Origin of the sequence: Methylobacillus methanolivorans, assembly GCF_044751345.1 — a bacterium.
GTDB lineage: Bacteria > Pseudomonadota > Gammaproteobacteria > Burkholderiales > Methylophilaceae > Methylobacillus > Methylobacillus methanolivorans.
In genome coordinates, this window is the sequence record NZ_JBIWXY010000001.1 from 764,930 (window position 1) to 782,424 (window position 17,495).

Consider the following 17,495-nt stretch of genomic DNA (forward strand, 5'->3'; position numbering starts at 1 on the left):
TTATCTTTGCGCGCTTGCAACATCAATACAACTGATTGTCTTGCCAACTTCCTGGCAAGCAAGTGTTAAACCTTAATGAGTAGCCCACCCTAATGAAGCAATACCCTCTCATTCGCTGCCTGCTTTTGTATCGCTATATGCCGTACAAATTTGCATTGACCGCAGCCTTGTTCACCCTCGTCAATATCGGCATGGCATGGCAGCTATGGCTAGTCGGCCAAGCGGTCAACGATGTACAGAGCGGCAATGCCATTAGCAGGCTGGCGGATGGCAGCCTGGAATACTCACAAGCACTGCACTGGATCGTTTTATTGTTGCTGGTCGCCTTTGGCAGGGGCGTATTGCAATATATCGGCGGCCTGATGTCGCTGATCATTGGCCAGGATCTGCTCACCATATTACGCGAGCGCATCCTGCACCAGGTGCAGCGGCTAGACCTCGCCTACCACTGGCGGCACGGCATGGGCGAAATGGTCACACGTACTACACGGGATGCCGATAAGGTACGCGATGCATTGATCAACTTCTGGCGCCAGGTGTTCGAGGCCAGCCTCTGGGTACTGGTTTCTGTCGCCCTACTCTCCTGGTACCACCCGTGGCTGGGCCTGGGCACGCTGGCATTCACGCTGGGTGGCATTGCATTATTCGTCACACAGACAGAAAAACTGGTAACGCTGGATCGTGCCGTAGGTGCAGCCTACGATGCGGTCAACCAGGAACTAAGCGAAGGCGTGAATGGCGTACGTGTGATCAAGTCCTTTGGCCTGGAACAGCAACGCGTCGTAGTTTTCACCACGCTGGTACAGAGCTTCATGCAAAACGCGCGTAGCGCACTGGCCTATGCCGCCTCGCGTATCCCCCTGCCACAGACTGTGGTCGCCTTGAGTCATGTCTGGATCCTGGCTGCGGGGGCATACCTGGTGCAGCAAGGTACGCTGAATATCGGCGAATTGGTTGCCTCGGTGCTGGTCGCCAATACGCTGGTGTTCCGCATCGAGGGTATCGGCCGGGTGATCCAGATTTTTGCCGATGCGCGCGCATCGGCCGCCCGTATTTGGGAGCTGCTCGACGAGCAGCCGACAATCAAGTCAGGCACCGATTCCGTTCCAGAGGGCGCATTAGGCATTCGCCTGAATCATGTCGGCATTCAATCCCCCGGCCAGGGCAATGCGATATTGCAAGATTGCAATCTGGAAGTCGCCCCTGGTGAGGTGGTGGCGATCGTGGGCATGACAGGCTCAGGCAAAAGCAGCCTGGCGGGATTGCTGCCGCGCTTGCTGGATGCAGATGTCGGCAGTGTAGAAATCGGCTCGCCATGGGCTGGATGGAGCAATATAAATTCATTTAAATTAAATGAATTAAGAAAAAAAATTAATGTTGTTCCTCAAGAAAGTTTCTTGTTCTCCGATACTTTGGAGGCCAACCTGCGGTTAGCCAAGCCGGAGGCAAGCGAGCAACAAATCCTGCAAGCCTTGGAACAAGCAGGTGCAACAGAAGTACTCGAGCGGCTGAGTGACGGCCTGCAGACTAGACTCGGTGATCGCGGTATCACCCTGTCTGGCGGGCAGAGGCAGCGCATCAGCCTGGCACGCGCATTTCTCGCCGAGCCTGCCATCCTGGTGCTGGACGACTCCACTAGCGCCCTCGATGCGATTACCGAGCGCCAAGTGCTGGACAACATCCGCCAGCTGCGCAACAGCAACGGCCAACCCATCACCGTCATCCTGATTGCCAGCAAGCTATCCACCATACTGCTCGCCGACCGCGTTGCCATGCTCGACCAGGGCCGCATCAGCGCCCAGGGCACACATGAGCATTTATCCACCACCAATGCGCAATACCGCGACCTGCTGGGAGTCAGCCATGGCACATGATTTCCGCGGCGACAAGCCGCTCAATGACATCGAACTGGAACAGGCCTTCGCCCGCAAAAAGCTGGACCGCAGCATGTTCTGGCGCCTGCTGCCGCTGCTGCAGGATGTCAAGGGTCGGATTCTCGCCGTCATCCTGCTCGAAATCGTGCTGGTGGGCGTGATCTTCATCCGCCCGTGGTTCCTGCGCGAGGTAATCGACAACGGCTTCATCCAGACCGCGCAAGGCATCGTCCTCAACACCCCGCTCCTAGTATGGATGTCGGTCGCCACCGGCTTGAGCTGGGCGTTGCGCTTCGGCCTGGGCAACTTTTCGCAATACCTCGCCGGCACTGCAGCCATCGACATCCTCAACAAGCTGCGCATCCGCGTGTTCAGCCATGTACAAGCATTGAGCGTGCGCTATTTCGACCAGACCAAGGCTGGCCGCATCATCTCCCGCGCTGACCGCGATATCGATACGCTGGAACCCTTGCTGGTACAAGGCCCACCCGAGCTATTCTCGGCGCTGCTGCGCCTGGTCGTGGCCTCGATTGCCCTGTGGTGGATTTCGCCCAAGCTGTTTCTAGCCCTGGCCAGCATCGTGCCTTTCCTGATTTTGGGTACTTGGCTGTTCAAGCGCATTTCGGAAAAGATATGGGGACGTGTCGCCGAGGCGCGTGCGCGCTTTACCGCGCACCTGGTGGAAACCGTCTCCGGCGTGCGCATCCTCAAGCAGACGGTTAACGAATCCAGCAACGCGCGCCGTTATCGCGGATTGCTGGAAGACTTCAACAATATCCTCATCAGGGGCTCCATGAAGTCAAGCTGGTTCCTGCCATTGACGCAGGTGCTTAGCACGGTCGGCATGGCCTTCCTGCTCATGGTGGGCGGTATCGGCATCGCGGACCAGGAAATGACGGTAGGTCAGCTCGCGCAGAGCCTGTTCTATGTCCAGCTGTTCCTCGGCCCGCTGCAGGAACTGAACGACTTGTTCGAGCGCTACACTTCCGGTGCCTCGTCGGCGCAGCGTATCTTCCTGATGCTGGATACCGAGCCTGAAATCCAGGACCCGGCAACGCCTGCGACACCCAAACAGGAATCCGGCAAGGTGGAATTCGATAACGTCATTTTCGGTTACCTGCCGGAAAAGCCCGTTATCCGCGGCTTTAACCTCGACATCCATCCTGGAGAAGTACTAGCGATCGTCGGGCCGACCGGCCATGGCAAAAGCACATTGGTGCAGTTGCTGACGCGTTTCTATGAGGTCAATGCGGGCGCGGTCAGGATCGACGGCCAGGACGTGCGCGAGTATGCGCAGCAGGATTTGCGCCGCAAGGTCGGCATCGTGTTGCAGGACAACGTCCTGTTCTCAGGCACAGTGCTGGACAACCTGCGCCTGGCAGCCCCTGAAGCCAGCGATGAAGTCCTGATTGCTGCCGCGCGCGAACTGGGTGCCGATGAAGTGCTGGAACGGCTGCCTGCGGGCTACCGTACCGCAGTCGGCCCGCTAGGCGCATTCCTCAGCCACGGGCAGCGGCAACTGGTCTGCCTGGTACGCGCCTATCTCGCCAACCCGGCTGTGCTGGTGCTGGACGAAGCCACTTCTGCCGTGGATATCCATACCGAGCGCCGCATCCAGACCGCCCTGCGCCGCTTGTGTGAAGGCCGCACCGCCATCATCATCGCGCACCGGCTGGCTACCATCCGCGATGCAGACCGTATTGCCGTCATCTGGGACGGCAATATCCAGGAGCTAGGCAACCATCAACAACTTATCCACCAGGGCGGCCCCTACTCCAGGCTTTACCAGGCATACGAAGAAGCTTCCAACGCCAACAACCAACCTGCCTAGCTTCAAGCACAGTCAGGGCTACTGTTTCATCATCAACAGTAGCCCTGGTTACTGTTGATTTACGATCATCAATAAATAATAAATAACATTAATAAATTAATTTAATTAATTGATAAATATATAATTTTAACAATTATCCTATCTATTTTAATTTTGGCATGGAACATGCCACTACTAAGGCTCCAACCTGTTCATCTGCGCAGGCTCAATTACAAGGAGACTCCCCATGTCGTCAGCAAGCTCTCAAAACACTTCCGTTGATACCCTTTGGTACACACGCTGCCCTGTTCCTACCCCGCTCGGCCTTGCAGCCCGCCAGGACTGGTTCAAACAGGAATTCCAGCCCGACAACATCACGATCAACACGCTACAGGAAACCCGCGACCCGGAACTGCTCGAATCGCACTATGACCACAAGCTGCCGCATTCCTTCCGCCAAGGCGGCAACGTCCCTGCTATCTGGGCGCGCGCCAATGGCGCAGATACCAAGGTCATCGGCCTCAACTGGGTTGACGAAGCCCAATTGATTCTCGCCCTGCCTGCTTCCGGCATCAAGGAGCCAAAAGACCTCAAAGGCAAGAAAATCGCATTGCCATTGAACCGCATCAGTATCGACCATCAACGCGCCAGCGCATTGCGCGGCATTGTCGTTACGTTGGAAACAGCTGGCCTTTCCACCAAAGATGTGGAATTGATCGATTTTGAAGTGCCGCAATCCGCGCCTGGCTTTGGCTGGGGCAGCGGCACCCGCGTAGCTTATGCAACCGAGCTGGAAGCGCTCAATAGTGGCAAGGTTGATATCATTTTCACCAAGGGCGCGCGCGGTTACGAAACTGCTGAAGCCAATGGGCTAACCATTGTTTATGACGTACGCAACCACCCCGACCCCAAAGTCCGCGCCAACAACGGCGCTCCACGCCCCATCACGGTCGATGGCGAGCTCCTGCGCCAGCGGCCTGACCTGGTAGCCCGCTTCCTGCGCCGCATCGTTGATGCTGGCGACTGGGCAGCAGCCCACGAAGCTGAAACCGTAGCCTACATTGCCAAGGAATCTGGTTCCACCGACGACTACGTACGCAAGGCCTACGGCAACGACATCCACCTGAACCAAGGAACTGAGCTGAACCCAGAATTCATCGCCGCACTGGAGGGCTACAAGAACTTCCTGCTGGAATGGGGCTTCATCAAGGCCGACTTCGACGTTAAGGCCTGGATAGACCCAGCCCCGCTGGCCGAAGTGCTACGCTCGCTCTCGCAAAAAGCGGCCTAATAAGGTTATAACAAACAATCATAACAACTCGTTGTTGGCTATGGTTAAATCAAGGCAGCTTCACATCGCATGAAGCTGCCTTATTTATTCCGGCTAGCATCTTGCTCGCCAAGTTGCTAGCCATTACGGCAACAGCTGTATTTATTTAGATTTAGGAGGCCTTATCATGGCAACACTACGCTTAGGCGATACCGCACCCGACTTTACCCAGGATTCCAGTATTGGCACACTATCCTTCCATGAATGGCTGGGTGATAGCTGGGCCATCCTGTTCTCCCATCCTGCGGATTACACGCCAGTTTGCACAACAGAACTCGGTGCCACTGCCAAGCTTGCGGAAGAATTCAAGAAGCGTAATGTCAAACCCATTGCGCTCTCCGTTGACCCGGTAGACTCCCACAAGGGCTGGATCACCGACATCAATGAAACCCAGGGCACGAAAGTCAACTTCCCCATCATTGCCGATGCCGACCGTAAGGTGTCGGAGCTCTACGACCTGATCCATCCCAACGCCAGCACCACCGCCACCGTGCGCTCGGTATTCATCATCGACCCGAACAAGAAAATCCGCCTGACGCTGACCTACCCCGCTAGCACCGGTCGCAACTTCAACGAAATCCTTCGCGTGATCGACTCGCTGCAACTGACCGAATATCACAGCGTTGCCACCCCGGCTAACTGGGAAGACGGTGACGATGTCGTCATCGTGCCCTCGATCACCGACCCGGAAGTGCTCAACCAGAAATTCCCTAAAGGCTATAAAGCCATCAAGCCGTACTTGAGGCTCACCCCTCAGCCAAACAAATAACCAGTTATGTAGCAAAGCAATGTCCGCTCAGCCCGTACATTGCTCTTCAGGGCATATAAATAAATGTCCGACATATACAAAAACCAAGAGCCTGATCTAGACGAGAATATTTGATTCAAAAAGGAAATTTCTACTCAGGCAAAATAAGCATAAAACCGACATTAAAAAACTATCGTTTTTTTGCAGAAAATAGTTGACCACTCCCCGCCAGGCCAGTATAGTAGCGGCTTCTCGATTCCCCGATAGCTCAGTCGGTAGAGCAACGGACTGTTAATCCGTGTGTCCCTGGTTCGAGCCCAGGTCGGGGAGCCAAATAGAGAAAGGCCCACAGAAATGTGGGCCTTTTTTCTTTTTACGGCAATCTTCGTAGCTTCCGCAAATCACTTTCCGCTGATCAATAGAGCTGTTTGTTGCGTTTTTACCACTCCATCAAAACTTACTTAACAGTCTTACTGACTATCCGTCGATAATATATTGCACTACAAAACTTAATAGCCGGTCTTGATCTCATAAGGTTTTCTAAGATTTGCCAAATCTTTTATCATGATCAGCTGATATCAAACTCTCAGTTAGTCATCTAATGGTGTATTTAAATATTTTCCTTGTCGCTTTTCTCGCATTTGCTTTGAGTATGATTTGCGGTGGGGGTGCCGGACTTTTGTTAATCCCTATTCTAGGTTACGCCCTACCAGCAGCACAGGTTCCCGCGGCTCTATCCATCGGGACATCCATCAGTTCCATTACCAAGCTTTATCTATTCTTCCAGCAGATTAACTGGAATATTGTGAAACACTTTCTGCCATTTGCACTGCCTGGCGTTCTGGTTGGAGCATGGCTATTAAGTTATCTGGCACCCATGTATATAGAGTTATGCATGGCACTATTCCTTGTATCTAACTTACCCTATCTTTTCAGAAAAGAACCTGCAACCTCAGGGGGAAATCACCCCACGCTCTCAAATCACTTTCTAAAACTAATCGGGTTCTTAGCTGGCTTCATCTCTGCACTTACTGGTGCTATAGGCGTGTTGTTTAATAGAGTGTATCTGCGTTATGGGCTGTCAAAAGAAGAAATCGTCGCAACCCGGGCGGCTAATGAGATCATCCTGCATATTGTCAAATTATGCTTATATGCCTCATTTGGGCTGTTCACGATAAAAGCGTTCTATATCGGCATGTTGGTCGCAGTAGCAGCCGTCGCCTCCACCTACCTAATGAAATATGTGCTGCCCAAGATATCCATCAAGGTATTTAGCAAGCTTGGCTATAGTGCCATGGTACTGTCAGGTGTATTACTCTTGAACAGTGCAATAGTAAGAATTCAGGAGGCCCACAACCCCAATATTGACATTGCCAGGGTATCAAAAGGTTACGACGCCACATTCAACTGGGATGACTTGATCTACACCATTGAATTCAAGTATGGAGAAGGTTTTGAGTTCGAGAAAATCATTCCCTTCTCAGATCTTGATCAAGCGAGACAGGCTTATGTACGCTCACAAGATTCAGGAGCTGCCAAAATTGTGATTGAGAAAGTCTACGCCTTGAAAAAAATATCCTACGAGGCATATTACTATGATCACGGAGATCAGCTCATCAAGAAGATCAAGTTTCCCTGAGCATATCAAACCACTACCCCATGCACATCATCTCCTTTACGAAACAACCATAGACACTATCCCTAAATCCATATCTATTCATGTTATCTGCTTATGTATTGCTAGACCTTGAAACCACGGGTGCAACTCCTGTCAAGGACCGCATTACCGAAATCGGCCTGATCCGTTACGAGAATGGGGTTGAGGTAAACCGCTGGCAAACCTTGATCAATCCAGAAATGCACATTTCGCCGTTTATCCAGTCCATTACCGGCATCAGCAATGCCATGGTGAAGGACGCCCCCTTATTTCAAGACATCGCCCAAGAGCTTCTCTCACAAATACACGGGACAGTGCTATGCGCCCACAACGTGCGCTTCGATTATGGATTTCTGAAGAACGAGTTCAAGCGCTTAGGCATCACTTTGCGACAACATGTGCTCTGCACCGTGAAGCTGTCACGCAAGCTTTACCCTGAATATAAAAGCCATGGCCTAGATGCCATCATTGCGCGCCACGGCATCGTCTGTGCAGCCAGACATCGCGCCATGGGCGATGTGGAGGTGATGGCAGAATTCCTGCACATTGCAGAAGCAGAGCATGGATTGGAAACATTGCAGGCCACGGCAGAGGAATTGCTCAAGGGCCAGTCCATACCCACTGATATCGACCCGCAGTTGATCGAGGATATCCCGGAGACCCCCGGCGTTTATCTCTTCTACGGCGAGAACGCTTTGCCGCTTTATGTAGGTAAGAGCGTCAACCTGCGCAACCGGGTGCTATCACATTTCAACAGCGATCATTCGCGTGCTCGCGGCATGCGTATCGCCCAGGAAATCAAGCATATTGAATGGATAGAAACCGCCGGGGAATTTGGTGCCTTACTGCTGGAGGCCAGGCTCATCAAGGAGCGCCAGCCGATACATAACCAGCAGTTGCGACGGGAGCAACAGCTTTGCTCGTGGCACTTAGCATTTTCTGCCGACCAATACCCTCTGCTCACCTTAGTCACCCAAAATGACATGACTCAAGAATTACTGGGCACACTTTACGGCACTTATCGCACCAAGCGCCAGGCCATTGCCGCATTACGCCAGCTTGCTCAGGCACACGCACTTTGTCCGCAATATTTGGGGCTGGAAAGCGGCAATGGCCCTTGCTTTTCATATCAACTCAAGCGTTGCAAGGGCGTATGCTGCAATCAGGAGGTGCCAGAATTGCACTACCTGCGCCTGAAGCAGGCACTGATCAGCCACCAATTGAAATCGTGGCCCTACCCCGGCAAGATCGGCATCCGCGAAACCAATGCCAAGAACGGGAAATCCGCAGTGCATGTATTTGAGCACTGGTGCTACCTTGGCACGGCAGACGATCACGACAGCCTGGAGATGATCAGCCATACCAATACGTCGTTCATCTTCGATATCGATACCTACAAACTGCTGTTGAAACAGCTCAACAAACCCGGCCTGCAATTGCTGCAGCTTTAAAACTCCTGACCGGCCTCATAGGCATGATACAGCGCGGCATAATGTCCGCCCTGGCGCATCAATACATCATGTGCGCCCTGCTCTACCACCTGGCCGTCGCGGATCACGGCAATGCGGTCGGCATCGCGGATGGTGGCCAGCCTGTGGGCGATGATAATAGCCGTGCGCCCTTCGCATAAGCGCCGCAAGGCGTGCTGTATCTTGCGCTCGGTCTGGATATCCACGGCGGAAGTGGCCTCGTCGAGAATCAGGATAGCCGGGTCTGCCAGGTAGGCCCGCACCAGGCAGACCAATTGCCGCTGACCATGGCTTAAATGGCTACCGAGGGCGCCCACCTCCGTCTGGTAGCCATGGGGCAAACGACTAATGATGTCATGTACGCCCAATGCCTCCGCTGCGGCGATCAGCGCATGATCGCTGGCGTGCGGCCTTGCTAGTCGCAGGTTGTCGACAATCGTGCCGCTGAACAGAACATTGTCCTGCAACACCACACCAACATGATGGCGCAATACATGCTGCGCCACGAATTTCACATCTTTGCCGTCAACCAGCACCGCACCGCCCTGCACCTCGTAGAAGCGCGTCAGCAATTGCACTAGCGTGCTCTTGCCGTGTCCCGTAGGCCCGACAATCGCCAGCACCTCGCCTGCTTCTACTTTGAGATTCAGGTTACGTATAACCGGGTTTTCGCCGTCCGGATGATAGGAGAACACCACATCGCGGAATTCGACATCGCCCCGCACCTGCGGCAACGGCGTTGGATGCTCGGCATTGCGAATCTCTGGCTGGGTGTCGAGCAGCAGGAAGATGCGCTGGGCGGAGGCCACGCCGTTGATGTAGCGCTCGAAGAGGTCGCCCAGCTCCTGCAATGGCCCGAGGAACATGAAGACATAGAACATGCTCGCAGCCATCTGCCCAAAACTGATATGGCCCAAGGCGACTTCGCGGCCACCGAAGACGATCAGCAGCATCATACCCAGGGTCGTCAGCACGCCGGTGAAATGCGAGAACCAGCCCGACATCAGGGTATTGCGGATCAAGGCATTGATGAAGTCCTGGATCAGCACGCGGTAGCGGGCGCGGTTGCTTTCTTCCTGCACCGCCTGCTTGATCAGGCGCACGCCGGCCACCGTCTCGACCAGGTGTGCCGTGAAGCGGGCGCGATTTTCCGCCACCCTGGCGTAGTTGCTCTGCGCCAGATATTTAAACAGCCATGTCGCACCGAATAGCAAGGGAATCACCGAGGCCAGGCTGAGGAACAACACCGGCGAGGTCAGCCAAAGCAGTATCCCGGCCACCACGCTGCGCAGCAAGGCCGATAATAGCTCTGGCGGCCCTTGTATCATCAAAGGCTCCAGGCTGTCGACGTCGCGGTCTATGCGCGAGACGATGCGGCCGGACTTGGTTCGGTCGAAATAGCCCACGCTCAAGTGCTGCACATGGTTGAACACGCTCACGCGCAAGCTGTTCAATACCCGGATCGCCGCCGAGCCGGAAAGGAACTGGGAGACGCCAGCCAGCCCGAAACGCCCAGCCCAGGAAACGGTCATGCCGACCAAGGCCCACAGGATGAGATGCGTATTGAGGCTATAGCTTCCCGCCAGGCTTTTCACCAGGCCATGGTCGATCACCTGCTCGATTAGGTAAGGCCGCAGGAACACGAGCGCGACCAGCACTATCTCAGCAATGATGGCCCCGGCCACGAAATGCTTTACCGGGCGTAGCAAAGGCAGCAGGCGCCAGAACATGCCGCGCTGCAATTTCTGCTGCGCCAGCATTTCTTCAAGCTCGATGTCGGACATGACGCGCAGTGCGGGTGCTTTATCATTGGCCATTGTCCACCTCCATCCACTCCTGCAGCCCCATCAATTCCCTATATTCCGCGCTGTTCGCCACCAGGCTTGCATGCGTCCCTTCTGCAATAATCCTGCCGCCCGACAGCACTAGCACACGATCCGCCAACAGAATGGTAGATAGCTTGCTGGCAATCATCAGCACTGACACCGCCTGGCCCTTGTCTTCAGACAGGCGGCGAATATTGTTCAATACCGTGCGCTCGGTCACGGCATCCAGCGCACTGGTGGCATCATCCAGCACCAGGATAGAGGGCTTGCCTATCAAGGCACGGGCAAGGCAGATCCGCTGCCGTTGTCCGCCCGAAAGCGTAATACCCCTATCACCAATTCGCGTCTCCAAGCCCGACGCCAACCGTGCCAGCACCTCTTCTGCCGACGCCATGCACAATGCCCACAGCAGCTCATCGTGCGTTGCGTCCTGGCCCGCGAGGCGCAAATTGCTGGCCAGGCTGTCGGAAAACAAGAATCCCTCCTGCGGCACGACATGGATCGCGCGCCTCAAGGCGTCCAGCGTGAAATCGCGGATATCGTGCCACTCATCATCCCACCGCAGCTCAATCTTGCCGGTCTTGGCATCGGCAAGCCTGGGCAACAAGCTTGCCAGCGTGCTTTTGCCGGAGCCTGTCGCCCCGACCAGCGCCACAACCTCGCCAGGCTTGAGTTCAAAACTGCATTGGTCGAGCACCGGGTTGCCTCCGCCTGGAGGCTCGACACCCACCTGCTGCAGCCGGACGCCAAGCGCCTTGCCTTGGGGAATATTCAGCGTTCCACCTTCAATTTCGGGCAAGGCATCCAGCAGCTCCCATATGCGCGCCGCCGACGAGCGCGCATCGGCAAACACCTGCATCACCCTGCCCACCCCTTCCACCCTGAATACCAGCGTGGTGGCCATCAGCAGGGAAGCCACCAGCTCGCCGTAATTCAAATGCTGGGTGTAAACCAGATATGCACCCACACTCAGCACCCATACCTGCCCGAGCCCCACGACGAACTGGGGAATGGGGATCCTGCTTGCCGAGTAGCGCAAGGCTTCCAGGGCTTGGCCGACGAAGAAACGTACATGGCGCTCAAACTGCGCCACGCGGGTGGACTCCAGGCTGAAGGCCTTGATCACACGCACGCCGCTTACCCCTTCTGTCAGGTCTTGATTGACACTGTCGAACGCCTGCCCCACGGCACGGTCGAGCTGTACCAAGTGGTCGGTCTGGCGGAACAAAATGTAGAAGCCCAGGGTCGTCAATAACAAGGGACCAACACCCAGCAACGGGTGATACCAGAATAGAAAGCCAACCGCGGCGATAACGATGAATGATGTGTCGACCACCTGCCGCCAGAAGCTGATCAAGGCATCGCGCAGCTTATCGGCGTCGCGCGTGGTACGTGTGACGATCTCGCCCGCGCCGTGCAGCCAATGGTAGGCCAGGTCGAGACGCTGCACCTGCACCAGGATCATCTCACGCAAATATCCCAACAGATCTTGCTGGATCACCAACGATAGCCAGCCGACAAAATACATCAGCAATGCACGGCCTGCAGCGATGCTCACGATAACCAGCAGCCAGTGCCAGGCAACGCTGGCATCTAGGTTGCCAGACGCATCCGCCACGACGGCCACGCCCTGCTCAACATCGTGCACGGCACGCGCGATCATCCCTTGCTGCCAGGCCAGCATAAAATTGGCGAGGGCAAACAAGGCGGCGGAAATCCAGAAACGTACTGGCGTACGCCGATAGAGCCACAAACATCGCAACAGGGGATAGGAACGGAGATTCACAAACCGGGCTTTCATACAGCGGGGTTATGCGCCATGCCCGGGGAGCCAGGCATGGCGGCAGTGCAGGAGCGCACTGCGTTATTGGGGATATAGACTAGCGCAGGTTACGCCAGCGGAACAAGTAGCGGCCTACAAGCTGGATGACCAGGTTCATCAAGTAGCCCAGCAAGCCGATCAAGACGGTGAGAATGATGAGGATATCCATCCGTGACGCGGCCTGCGCATTCATCATGATGTTGCCGAGACCTGCACCAGCGCTGAACAAAATCTCGCTGCCAATGGTCGCCAGCCAGGCAAATGCCAGTGCAAATGAAATGCCGGTAAAAATGCTGGGCAATGCCGCGGGCAGGAGTATCTTGAAAAAGGCCTTGCGACGACCCAGCTTATAGACATCGCCGACTTCCTTGTACTTGTCCTCTACCTGATGCAGGCTTTCGTAAGTCGCCAGCACCATGGGGTAAAACGCCGACAGGCACACTACCAGCAGCTTGGAGGGGTCGCCATTGCCCAGCCAGAGGCTAAACAAAGGCACCAGCCCCATCAAAGGCACTTGGCGCAGCATATGGTAAAGCGGCCCGATCAATACATCCGCCACGCGCCATAAGGCCATCACCGCACCAACACCGAAGCCAATCGAGCCGCCGATCAGCAGACCAAGGAAAGCACGCTGGAGGCTGGCGGCAATACCTTGCTGCAGCTCGCCTGTGGAAATGATTTCCAGCAAGCCGTGGTAAATCTGCGAGATAGAGGCAAATGCATAAGAGTGTTCCGCGCTCTGGCGCGACATCAACTCCCACACCAGTAGCAAGGCCACAGGAATCAGCCAGCCACGGCCACTTTGCAAAATGCGGTATCTGGATAAAGTTTGCGTTGTCATTTGGCTTCAACCTTGCGCCATGGAATCAAATTAGCCTCGCCCCACTTGAACAAGCGGTCGATGCCGAAACCGATGAGTCCGGTCAGCACCACACCGACCATCACGATATCAATGCGAAAAATCTCGCGCCCCATCTGCATCATATGGCCGAGCCCGCTATCGGCTGCGAGCAGCTCCGCCGCCACCAAGATGGTCCATGAACGTGCAAAGGCAATGCGAAATCCCGTCAGGATGGGCGGTAGAATCGCGGGAATCACCATCTTTGTATACAAGGTACGGTTAGGCAGTTGGTATGCCTGCGCCACCTCGAAATAATGCTTGGGTATACCCTTAGTCGCCTCGTATGAGGCCAGCGCAACGGTAAAGAAGGCTGCCTTGACCACGACAGCAATCTTGAACAGTTCTTCGATACCGAACAGCAGGATAAAGATCGGTATCAAGGCAATGGTTGGCACCTGACGCAACGCCTGAAACAGCGGTGAGAAAAAGTCTTCTACCGTACGCGACAACGCCATCAGGATACCGAACAACAAGCCAGAGCCTGCGCCGATCAAGAAACCTAGCCCTAAGCGAGATAAGCTGACTGACAAATGCGCCCACAGCTCGCCCGAATCAAGCAACTCATGCAGGCTGGCCAACACTTCCCACGGCGACACCAGCAATTGCGGAGAAAAAATCTCCAGCTTGGTAACCCATGCCCACAGCAATAGAAATGCTATCGGGGAGATAAACGCCGCCAGCCTCAATCTGCTGCGTCGGCGAAACACCGGGTCGGCCTGGTTAATGCCAAGTGCAACCCTGATCCCTATGCTCATAAATATAGTTCTTTCCCGCTAGATAATAGAATCTGCCTACTCAGCCTGTGTCAGTACAGCCAATTTGGTAATGCCAGCACGTTCAATAGAAGCCATGACCTTGGCCACCACGCCATAATTCACGGCTTCGTCAGAGCTTAAGTGCAATGCCAGGTCGGGATTGGCCGCATGACGCGACTTCAACTCAGCCTCCAGTTGCGTTACTGGCACTTCCTGCTTGTCCACGAACACATTGCCTTGCGCATCCACGCTCACCGTCACCGGCTTTTTTGGCTCGGGCGGCTGAGTGGCTGCCGTTTTGGGCAGGTTTACAGTAATGGCATTGTTGAGTACCGGGATGGTGACGATGAAAGCCACCAAGAGCACCAGCATCACGTCCACCAAGGGTGTAATGTTGATTTCGCTTAATACGTCATCTGATTCATTCGTTGTCGAGAAAGCCATTATGCAACCGCCTCATTTTTCAGGTTGACCACGGAAGAAGAAGTCTCTTGCTTGATTGACCCAAGCTCGACAGGCTTGCTGCCAGAGAAGTTGGCCTTGCGGGAAAGGCGGATCAGGTCGGCGGCAAAATCATCGAGATCGCCGTTGATCAACTTGAGTCGACGGGTAAAGAAATTGAAGGCCAGCACTGCAGGCACCGCCACTGCAATACCGAGACCTGTTGCCACCAAAGCTTCACCGATCGGTCCGGCGACGACTTCCAGGCTGGCTGAGCCCAGCGCGCCGATATTGGTCAGCGCGTTCATGATGCCCCATACCGTGCCGAACAGGCCAACAAATGGCGAGGTGCTGCCAATACTGGCCAATACGGCAAGACCGCTGTCCAAGCTGCGACGCTCCTTGAGGATTTGCTGACGCAGGGAGCGCTCAAGCAAATCTTGGCGGTCACCAGTATGCTCAAGGTCGTGGGATGAATGGCTGTCTACATCGCGCAGGGTATTGAAACCCGCTTGCGCCACACGTGCTGCAGGGCCATCTACATCCTGGATTTCAGAGGCAGCAATAATATTAGGGGCACTCCAGAATGCCTGTTTGTAACGCTTGGTCTGGCTAGCTGCACGCCAATGCTGATATCCCTTGACCAACAGCAAGGTCCAGGTCACTACCGAAAAAGCAATCAGCGCATACAGTACGCTATCAACAATCAATGAATTGGATTCTGCAATATTAAACATCTTTATATTTCCTCAACTAAATGACTAAATGAAGGCTTATGAAGCTAACTTGAACTCAATAGGCACAGTAGCCCAGCCATCGATTGGTGTATTTCCACGCTTGGAAGGCGCAAATTCCCAGCCTTTAACTGCCTCTATGGCAGCCTCATCCAATGTCTTGCGACCACTGGATTTCTTGATTTCTACGGCCTGGACCTTGCCGCTGGCCAATACCCGCACCCGCAATACCACCGTGCCTTGCCAGCCTTGACGTTGCGCAAAGGATGGATACTTCGGCGCAGGGTTGTTCAAATAACCTGCATAGCCCATGGCCTCTGTCACCGGCTCTTCCTTCACCGGCTCGGGCGGCGGTGGGGGCGCGGGCGGCGCTGCCTCTACCGGCGCGGTGGTTCTTTCCACCTTGGTGTTTTCCTGCACCACAATATCGTCCGGCTTAATGTCGGGCTCAGCTTGCGGCGTTTTCAACGCCGGTTGTGGTTTCGGTTGTGGTGGTGGCTGCTTCACCACTTTTTTAGGTGGTGGCGGCGGAGGCGGTGGTGGCTTTACCTCAGGCGGTGGCTCAATGACTGGCTTGATGATCTCGATTTCCACCGGCCGCGGCTTGGGCACGATAGGCGCATGCTCCGCATTGATATAAAAATAAGCCCCGACCACATGCACGGCGATCACCACCAGGCCCAGGGCCAGGTAATTCCTGCCGCTACCCGGGACAGTAGCTTCCTCCTGAAACTCTTTCTGGCGTAAGGCAAATGCCTGGTCCAGCCGCTTGCCTGCCTCGGCAACGCGCTTCGCCAGCTCATCCCTTCTCGGCAGGATGTCGCCACTCTCAATCAACCTGCCAGCAGGCCTCAAGGCAGATGTAGACACGTTTATCCTCCTTTAAATATTCCGTTGCGGCGTGCTAGACAAAATCCGTCAGCACATCATCCTTGATACGCTGGAATTCCAGCGTGGAGCGCACGCGTGGGCGCGGCAGGTCGACGGGCACAATGCGCTTGATGCGACCTGGGTGGGATTGCATCACCACTACACGGTCACCCAAAAACACCGCCTCTTCCACATCGTGGGTTACCAAGATGGTGGTTAAGCCCTCCTGCTCCCATAAGCGTTGCAGCTCCTGTTGCAATTTCAGCCTGGTCAACGCGTCCAATGCGGCAAATGGCTCGTCCAGCAACAGCAATTGCGGACGCAATACCAAGGCCCTGGCAATCGCCACGCGTTGCGACATCCCGCCGGAAATCTGGTGGGGATAAGCTTTTTCAAAACCCGATAATCCGACCAGATCAATCTGCGCCTGCACGCGACGCTTACGCTCCGCCTTAGTGGTATCGGTGGCGGCAAAAGCCAGTTCTATATTGGCTTCCACCGTCAACCACGGAAACAAACGATGCTCCTGAAATACGATCCCGCGACCAAGATCGGTGCCTTGGATACGCTTACCCTGATATACAAGGTCTCCTCCATACTGGGTATCCAGCCCAGCGAGCAGCTTGAGTAATGTCGATTTACCGCAACCGCTGGCACCCACGATAGAAATAAACTCGCCGGCACGAATTTCCAGGTTAATGTCGTTGAGCACTTGCAAGCGCTCGCCAGAAAGCTGGAAAACTTTTTCGACACGCTCTATCTTCAAGGCTACCGGGCTTAGGTTTAATTGCTGCTTTGCGTTGTGCTCGCTTTGCAGCCCATCATGCAGCGCCTGCTCACGCTTAAAACTCAGCACTGTATTCAATGCACTCATTTTTGCTTCTTTCTGCCGCCTGGGCTTCGGGTGCCCTGCGGCACATCACTCCAAATAACTTTTTTCAACTTCTCTCAATAAAAAAACATATAAAGAGAATCAAAAATACAATTTGGTTATATATTTGCAATCCCCGTGCCAAATCCTCGGAAAAATCGACTTGTCATTAAAATTCATTGACTTGGAAAAAATCAGAACGGTTACCAGCGACAAAACTGTTGCGATAGCATCAAAAAAATCAATCAAACTGTTGCTATAAAAACAGGTCCTGCTGGTGGAAATGAAACAGCAGCGTAAAAGCAGCGCTGCTGTTTAAGTCACAATCTAGAGCAATGAAGCAATTATCCAGGCGCGTGCCCTGCCTCATGACCATCTCCGACAGGG

14 protein-coding genes and 1 tRNA gene are annotated in these 17,495 nt (G+C 54.6%); 7 read left to right on the top strand and 8 right to left on the bottom strand.

What is annotated here, in order from left to right:
* Positions 1 to 137 precede the first annotated feature (137 nt).
* From ACIKP9_RS03520 to ACIKP9_RS03550, 7 genes are all read left to right on the top strand, one after another.
* Entirely contained in the window at positions 138 to 1,874 is a 1,737-nt protein-coding gene (locus ACIKP9_RS03520; protein WP_400879353.1) for an ABC transporter ATP-binding protein, read from the top strand.
* On the top strand, positions 1,864 to 3,705 hold the full coding sequence (locus ACIKP9_RS03525) for an ABC transporter ATP-binding protein (RefSeq protein WP_400881840.1): 1,842 nt from the start codon (positions 1,864 to 1,866) through the stop codon (positions 3,703 to 3,705). The genes ACIKP9_RS03520 and ACIKP9_RS03525 overlap by 11 nt, the downstream gene beginning before the upstream one ends.
* A 226-nt stretch (positions 3,706 to 3,931) precedes the next feature.
* A complete protein-coding gene (locus tag ACIKP9_RS03530; protein ID WP_400879356.1) occupies positions 3,932 to 4,975 on the top strand; it encodes an ABC transporter substrate-binding protein in 1,044 nt (347 codons plus the stop codon).
* Between the two features lie 166 nt (positions 4,976 to 5,141).
* Positions 5,142 to 5,783 carry a peroxiredoxin gene (locus tag ACIKP9_RS03535; protein ID WP_400879359.1) on the top strand — a complete coding sequence of 214 codons (642 nt, stop codon included), beginning with the start codon at positions 5,142 to 5,144 and terminating at the stop codon, positions 5,781 to 5,783.
* A 236-nt stretch (positions 5,784 to 6,019) separates the two neighbouring features.
* A tRNA-Asn gene (locus tag ACIKP9_RS03540) sits at positions 6,020 to 6,095 on the top strand.
* A gap of 268 nt (positions 6,096 to 6,363) precedes the next feature.
* Positions 6,364 to 7,401: a sulfite exporter TauE/SafE family protein gene (locus ACIKP9_RS03545; RefSeq protein WP_400879361.1), complete on the top strand. Its 1,038-nt coding sequence runs from the start codon at positions 6,364 to 6,366 to the stop codon at positions 7,399 to 7,401.
* 80 nt (positions 7,402 to 7,481) lie between these two features.
* The gene (locus tag ACIKP9_RS03550; protein ID WP_400879363.1) at positions 7,482 to 8,870 is read left to right on the top strand and encodes an exonuclease domain-containing protein; all 1,389 of its coding nucleotides are present in this window, start codon (positions 7,482 to 7,484) and stop codon (positions 8,868 to 8,870) included.
* Here the strand turns inward: ACIKP9_RS03550 and ACIKP9_RS03555 are convergent.
* The 8 genes from ACIKP9_RS03555 to ACIKP9_RS03590 all read right to left on the bottom strand — a co-directional run bounded on the left by ACIKP9_RS03555 (position 8,867) and on the right by ACIKP9_RS03590 (position 17,111).
* A complete protein-coding gene (locus ACIKP9_RS03555; protein ID WP_400879366.1) occupies positions 8,867 to 10,705 on the bottom strand; it encodes an ABC transporter ATP-binding protein in 1,839 nt (612 codons plus the stop codon). The genes ACIKP9_RS03550 and ACIKP9_RS03555 overlap by 4 nt on opposite strands.
* Positions 10,695 to 12,515: an ABC transporter ATP-binding protein gene (locus tag ACIKP9_RS03560; protein WP_400879368.1), complete on the bottom strand. Its 1,821-nt coding sequence runs from the start codon at positions 12,513 to 12,515 to the stop codon at positions 10,695 to 10,697. The genes ACIKP9_RS03555 and ACIKP9_RS03560 overlap by 11 nt, the downstream gene beginning before the upstream one ends.
* Before the next feature lie 79 nt (positions 12,516 to 12,594).
* Positions 12,595 to 13,377 carry an ABC transporter permease gene (locus ACIKP9_RS03565; protein WP_400879371.1) on the bottom strand — a complete coding sequence of 261 codons (783 nt, stop codon included), beginning with the start codon at positions 13,375 to 13,377 and terminating at the stop codon, positions 12,595 to 12,597.
* Positions 13,374 to 14,192, bottom strand: a complete 819-nt coding sequence (locus ACIKP9_RS03570; protein WP_400879372.1) for an ABC transporter permease — start codon at positions 14,190 to 14,192, stop codon at positions 13,374 to 13,376. Before ACIKP9_RS03570 ends, ACIKP9_RS03565 begins: the two co-directional genes overlap by 4 nt.
* Before the next feature lie 36 nt (positions 14,193 to 14,228).
* Entirely contained in the window at positions 14,229 to 14,636 is a 408-nt protein-coding gene (locus tag ACIKP9_RS03575) for an ExbD/TolR family protein (protein ID WP_400879375.1), read from the bottom strand.
* Complete coding sequence (locus ACIKP9_RS03580) at positions 14,636 to 15,370, bottom strand: MotA/TolQ/ExbB proton channel family protein (RefSeq protein WP_400879378.1); 735 nt, start codon at positions 15,368 to 15,370, stop codon at positions 14,636 to 14,638. The genes ACIKP9_RS03575 and ACIKP9_RS03580 overlap by 1 nt, the downstream gene beginning before the upstream one ends.
* 36 nt (positions 15,371 to 15,406) lie before the next feature.
* A complete protein-coding gene (locus ACIKP9_RS03585) occupies positions 15,407 to 16,237 on the bottom strand; it encodes an energy transducer TonB (protein ID WP_400879380.1) in 831 nt (276 codons plus the stop codon).
* Between the two features lie 34 nt (positions 16,238 to 16,271).
* The gene (locus ACIKP9_RS03590; RefSeq protein WP_400879383.1) at positions 16,272 to 17,111 is read right to left on the bottom strand and encodes an ABC transporter ATP-binding protein; all 840 of its coding nucleotides are present in this window, start codon (positions 17,109 to 17,111) and stop codon (positions 16,272 to 16,274) included.
* Positions 17,112 to 17,495 lie beyond the last annotated feature (384 nt).

Coding starts and splice junctions, on each gene's coding strand:
- ACIKP9_RS03520 (WP_400879353.1), top strand. CDS start 138: ATGCCGTACAAATTTGCATTGACCGCAGCCTTGTTCACCCTCGTCAAT.
- ACIKP9_RS03525 (WP_400881840.1), top strand. CDS start 1,864: ATGGCACATGATTTCCGCGGCGACAAGCCGCTCAATGACATCGAACTG.
- ACIKP9_RS03530 (WP_400879356.1), top strand. CDS start 3,932: ATGTCGTCAGCAAGCTCTCAAAACACTTCCGTTGATACCCTTTGGTAC.
- ACIKP9_RS03535 (WP_400879359.1), top strand. CDS start 5,142: ATGGCAACACTACGCTTAGGCGATACCGCACCCGACTTTACCCAGGAT.
- ACIKP9_RS03545 (WP_400879361.1), top strand. CDS start 6,364: ATGGTGTATTTAAATATTTTCCTTGTCGCTTTTCTCGCATTTGCTTTG.
- ACIKP9_RS03550 (WP_400879363.1), top strand. CDS start 7,482: ATGTTATCTGCTTATGTATTGCTAGACCTTGAAACCACGGGTGCAACT.
- ACIKP9_RS03555 (WP_400879366.1), bottom strand. CDS start 10,705: ATGGCCAATGATAAAGCACCCGCACTGCGCGTCATGTCCGACATCGAG.
- ACIKP9_RS03560 (WP_400879368.1), bottom strand. CDS start 12,515: ATGAAAGCCCGGTTTGTGAATCTCCGTTCCTATCCCCTGTTGCGATGT.
- ACIKP9_RS03565 (WP_400879371.1), bottom strand. CDS start 13,377: ATGACAACGCAAACTTTATCCAGATACCGCATTTTGCAAAGTGGCCGT.
- ACIKP9_RS03570 (WP_400879372.1), bottom strand. CDS start 14,192: ATGAGCATAGGGATCAGGGTTGCACTTGGCATTAACCAGGCCGACCCG.
- ACIKP9_RS03575 (WP_400879375.1), bottom strand. CDS start 14,636: ATGGCTTTCTCGACAACGAATGAATCAGATGACGTATTAAGCGAAATC.
- ACIKP9_RS03580 (WP_400879378.1), bottom strand. CDS start 15,370: ATGTTTAATATTGCAGAATCCAATTCATTGATTGTTGATAGCGTACTG.
- ACIKP9_RS03590 (WP_400879383.1), bottom strand. CDS start 17,111: ATGAGTGCATTGAATACAGTGCTGAGTTTTAAGCGTGAGCAGGCGCTG.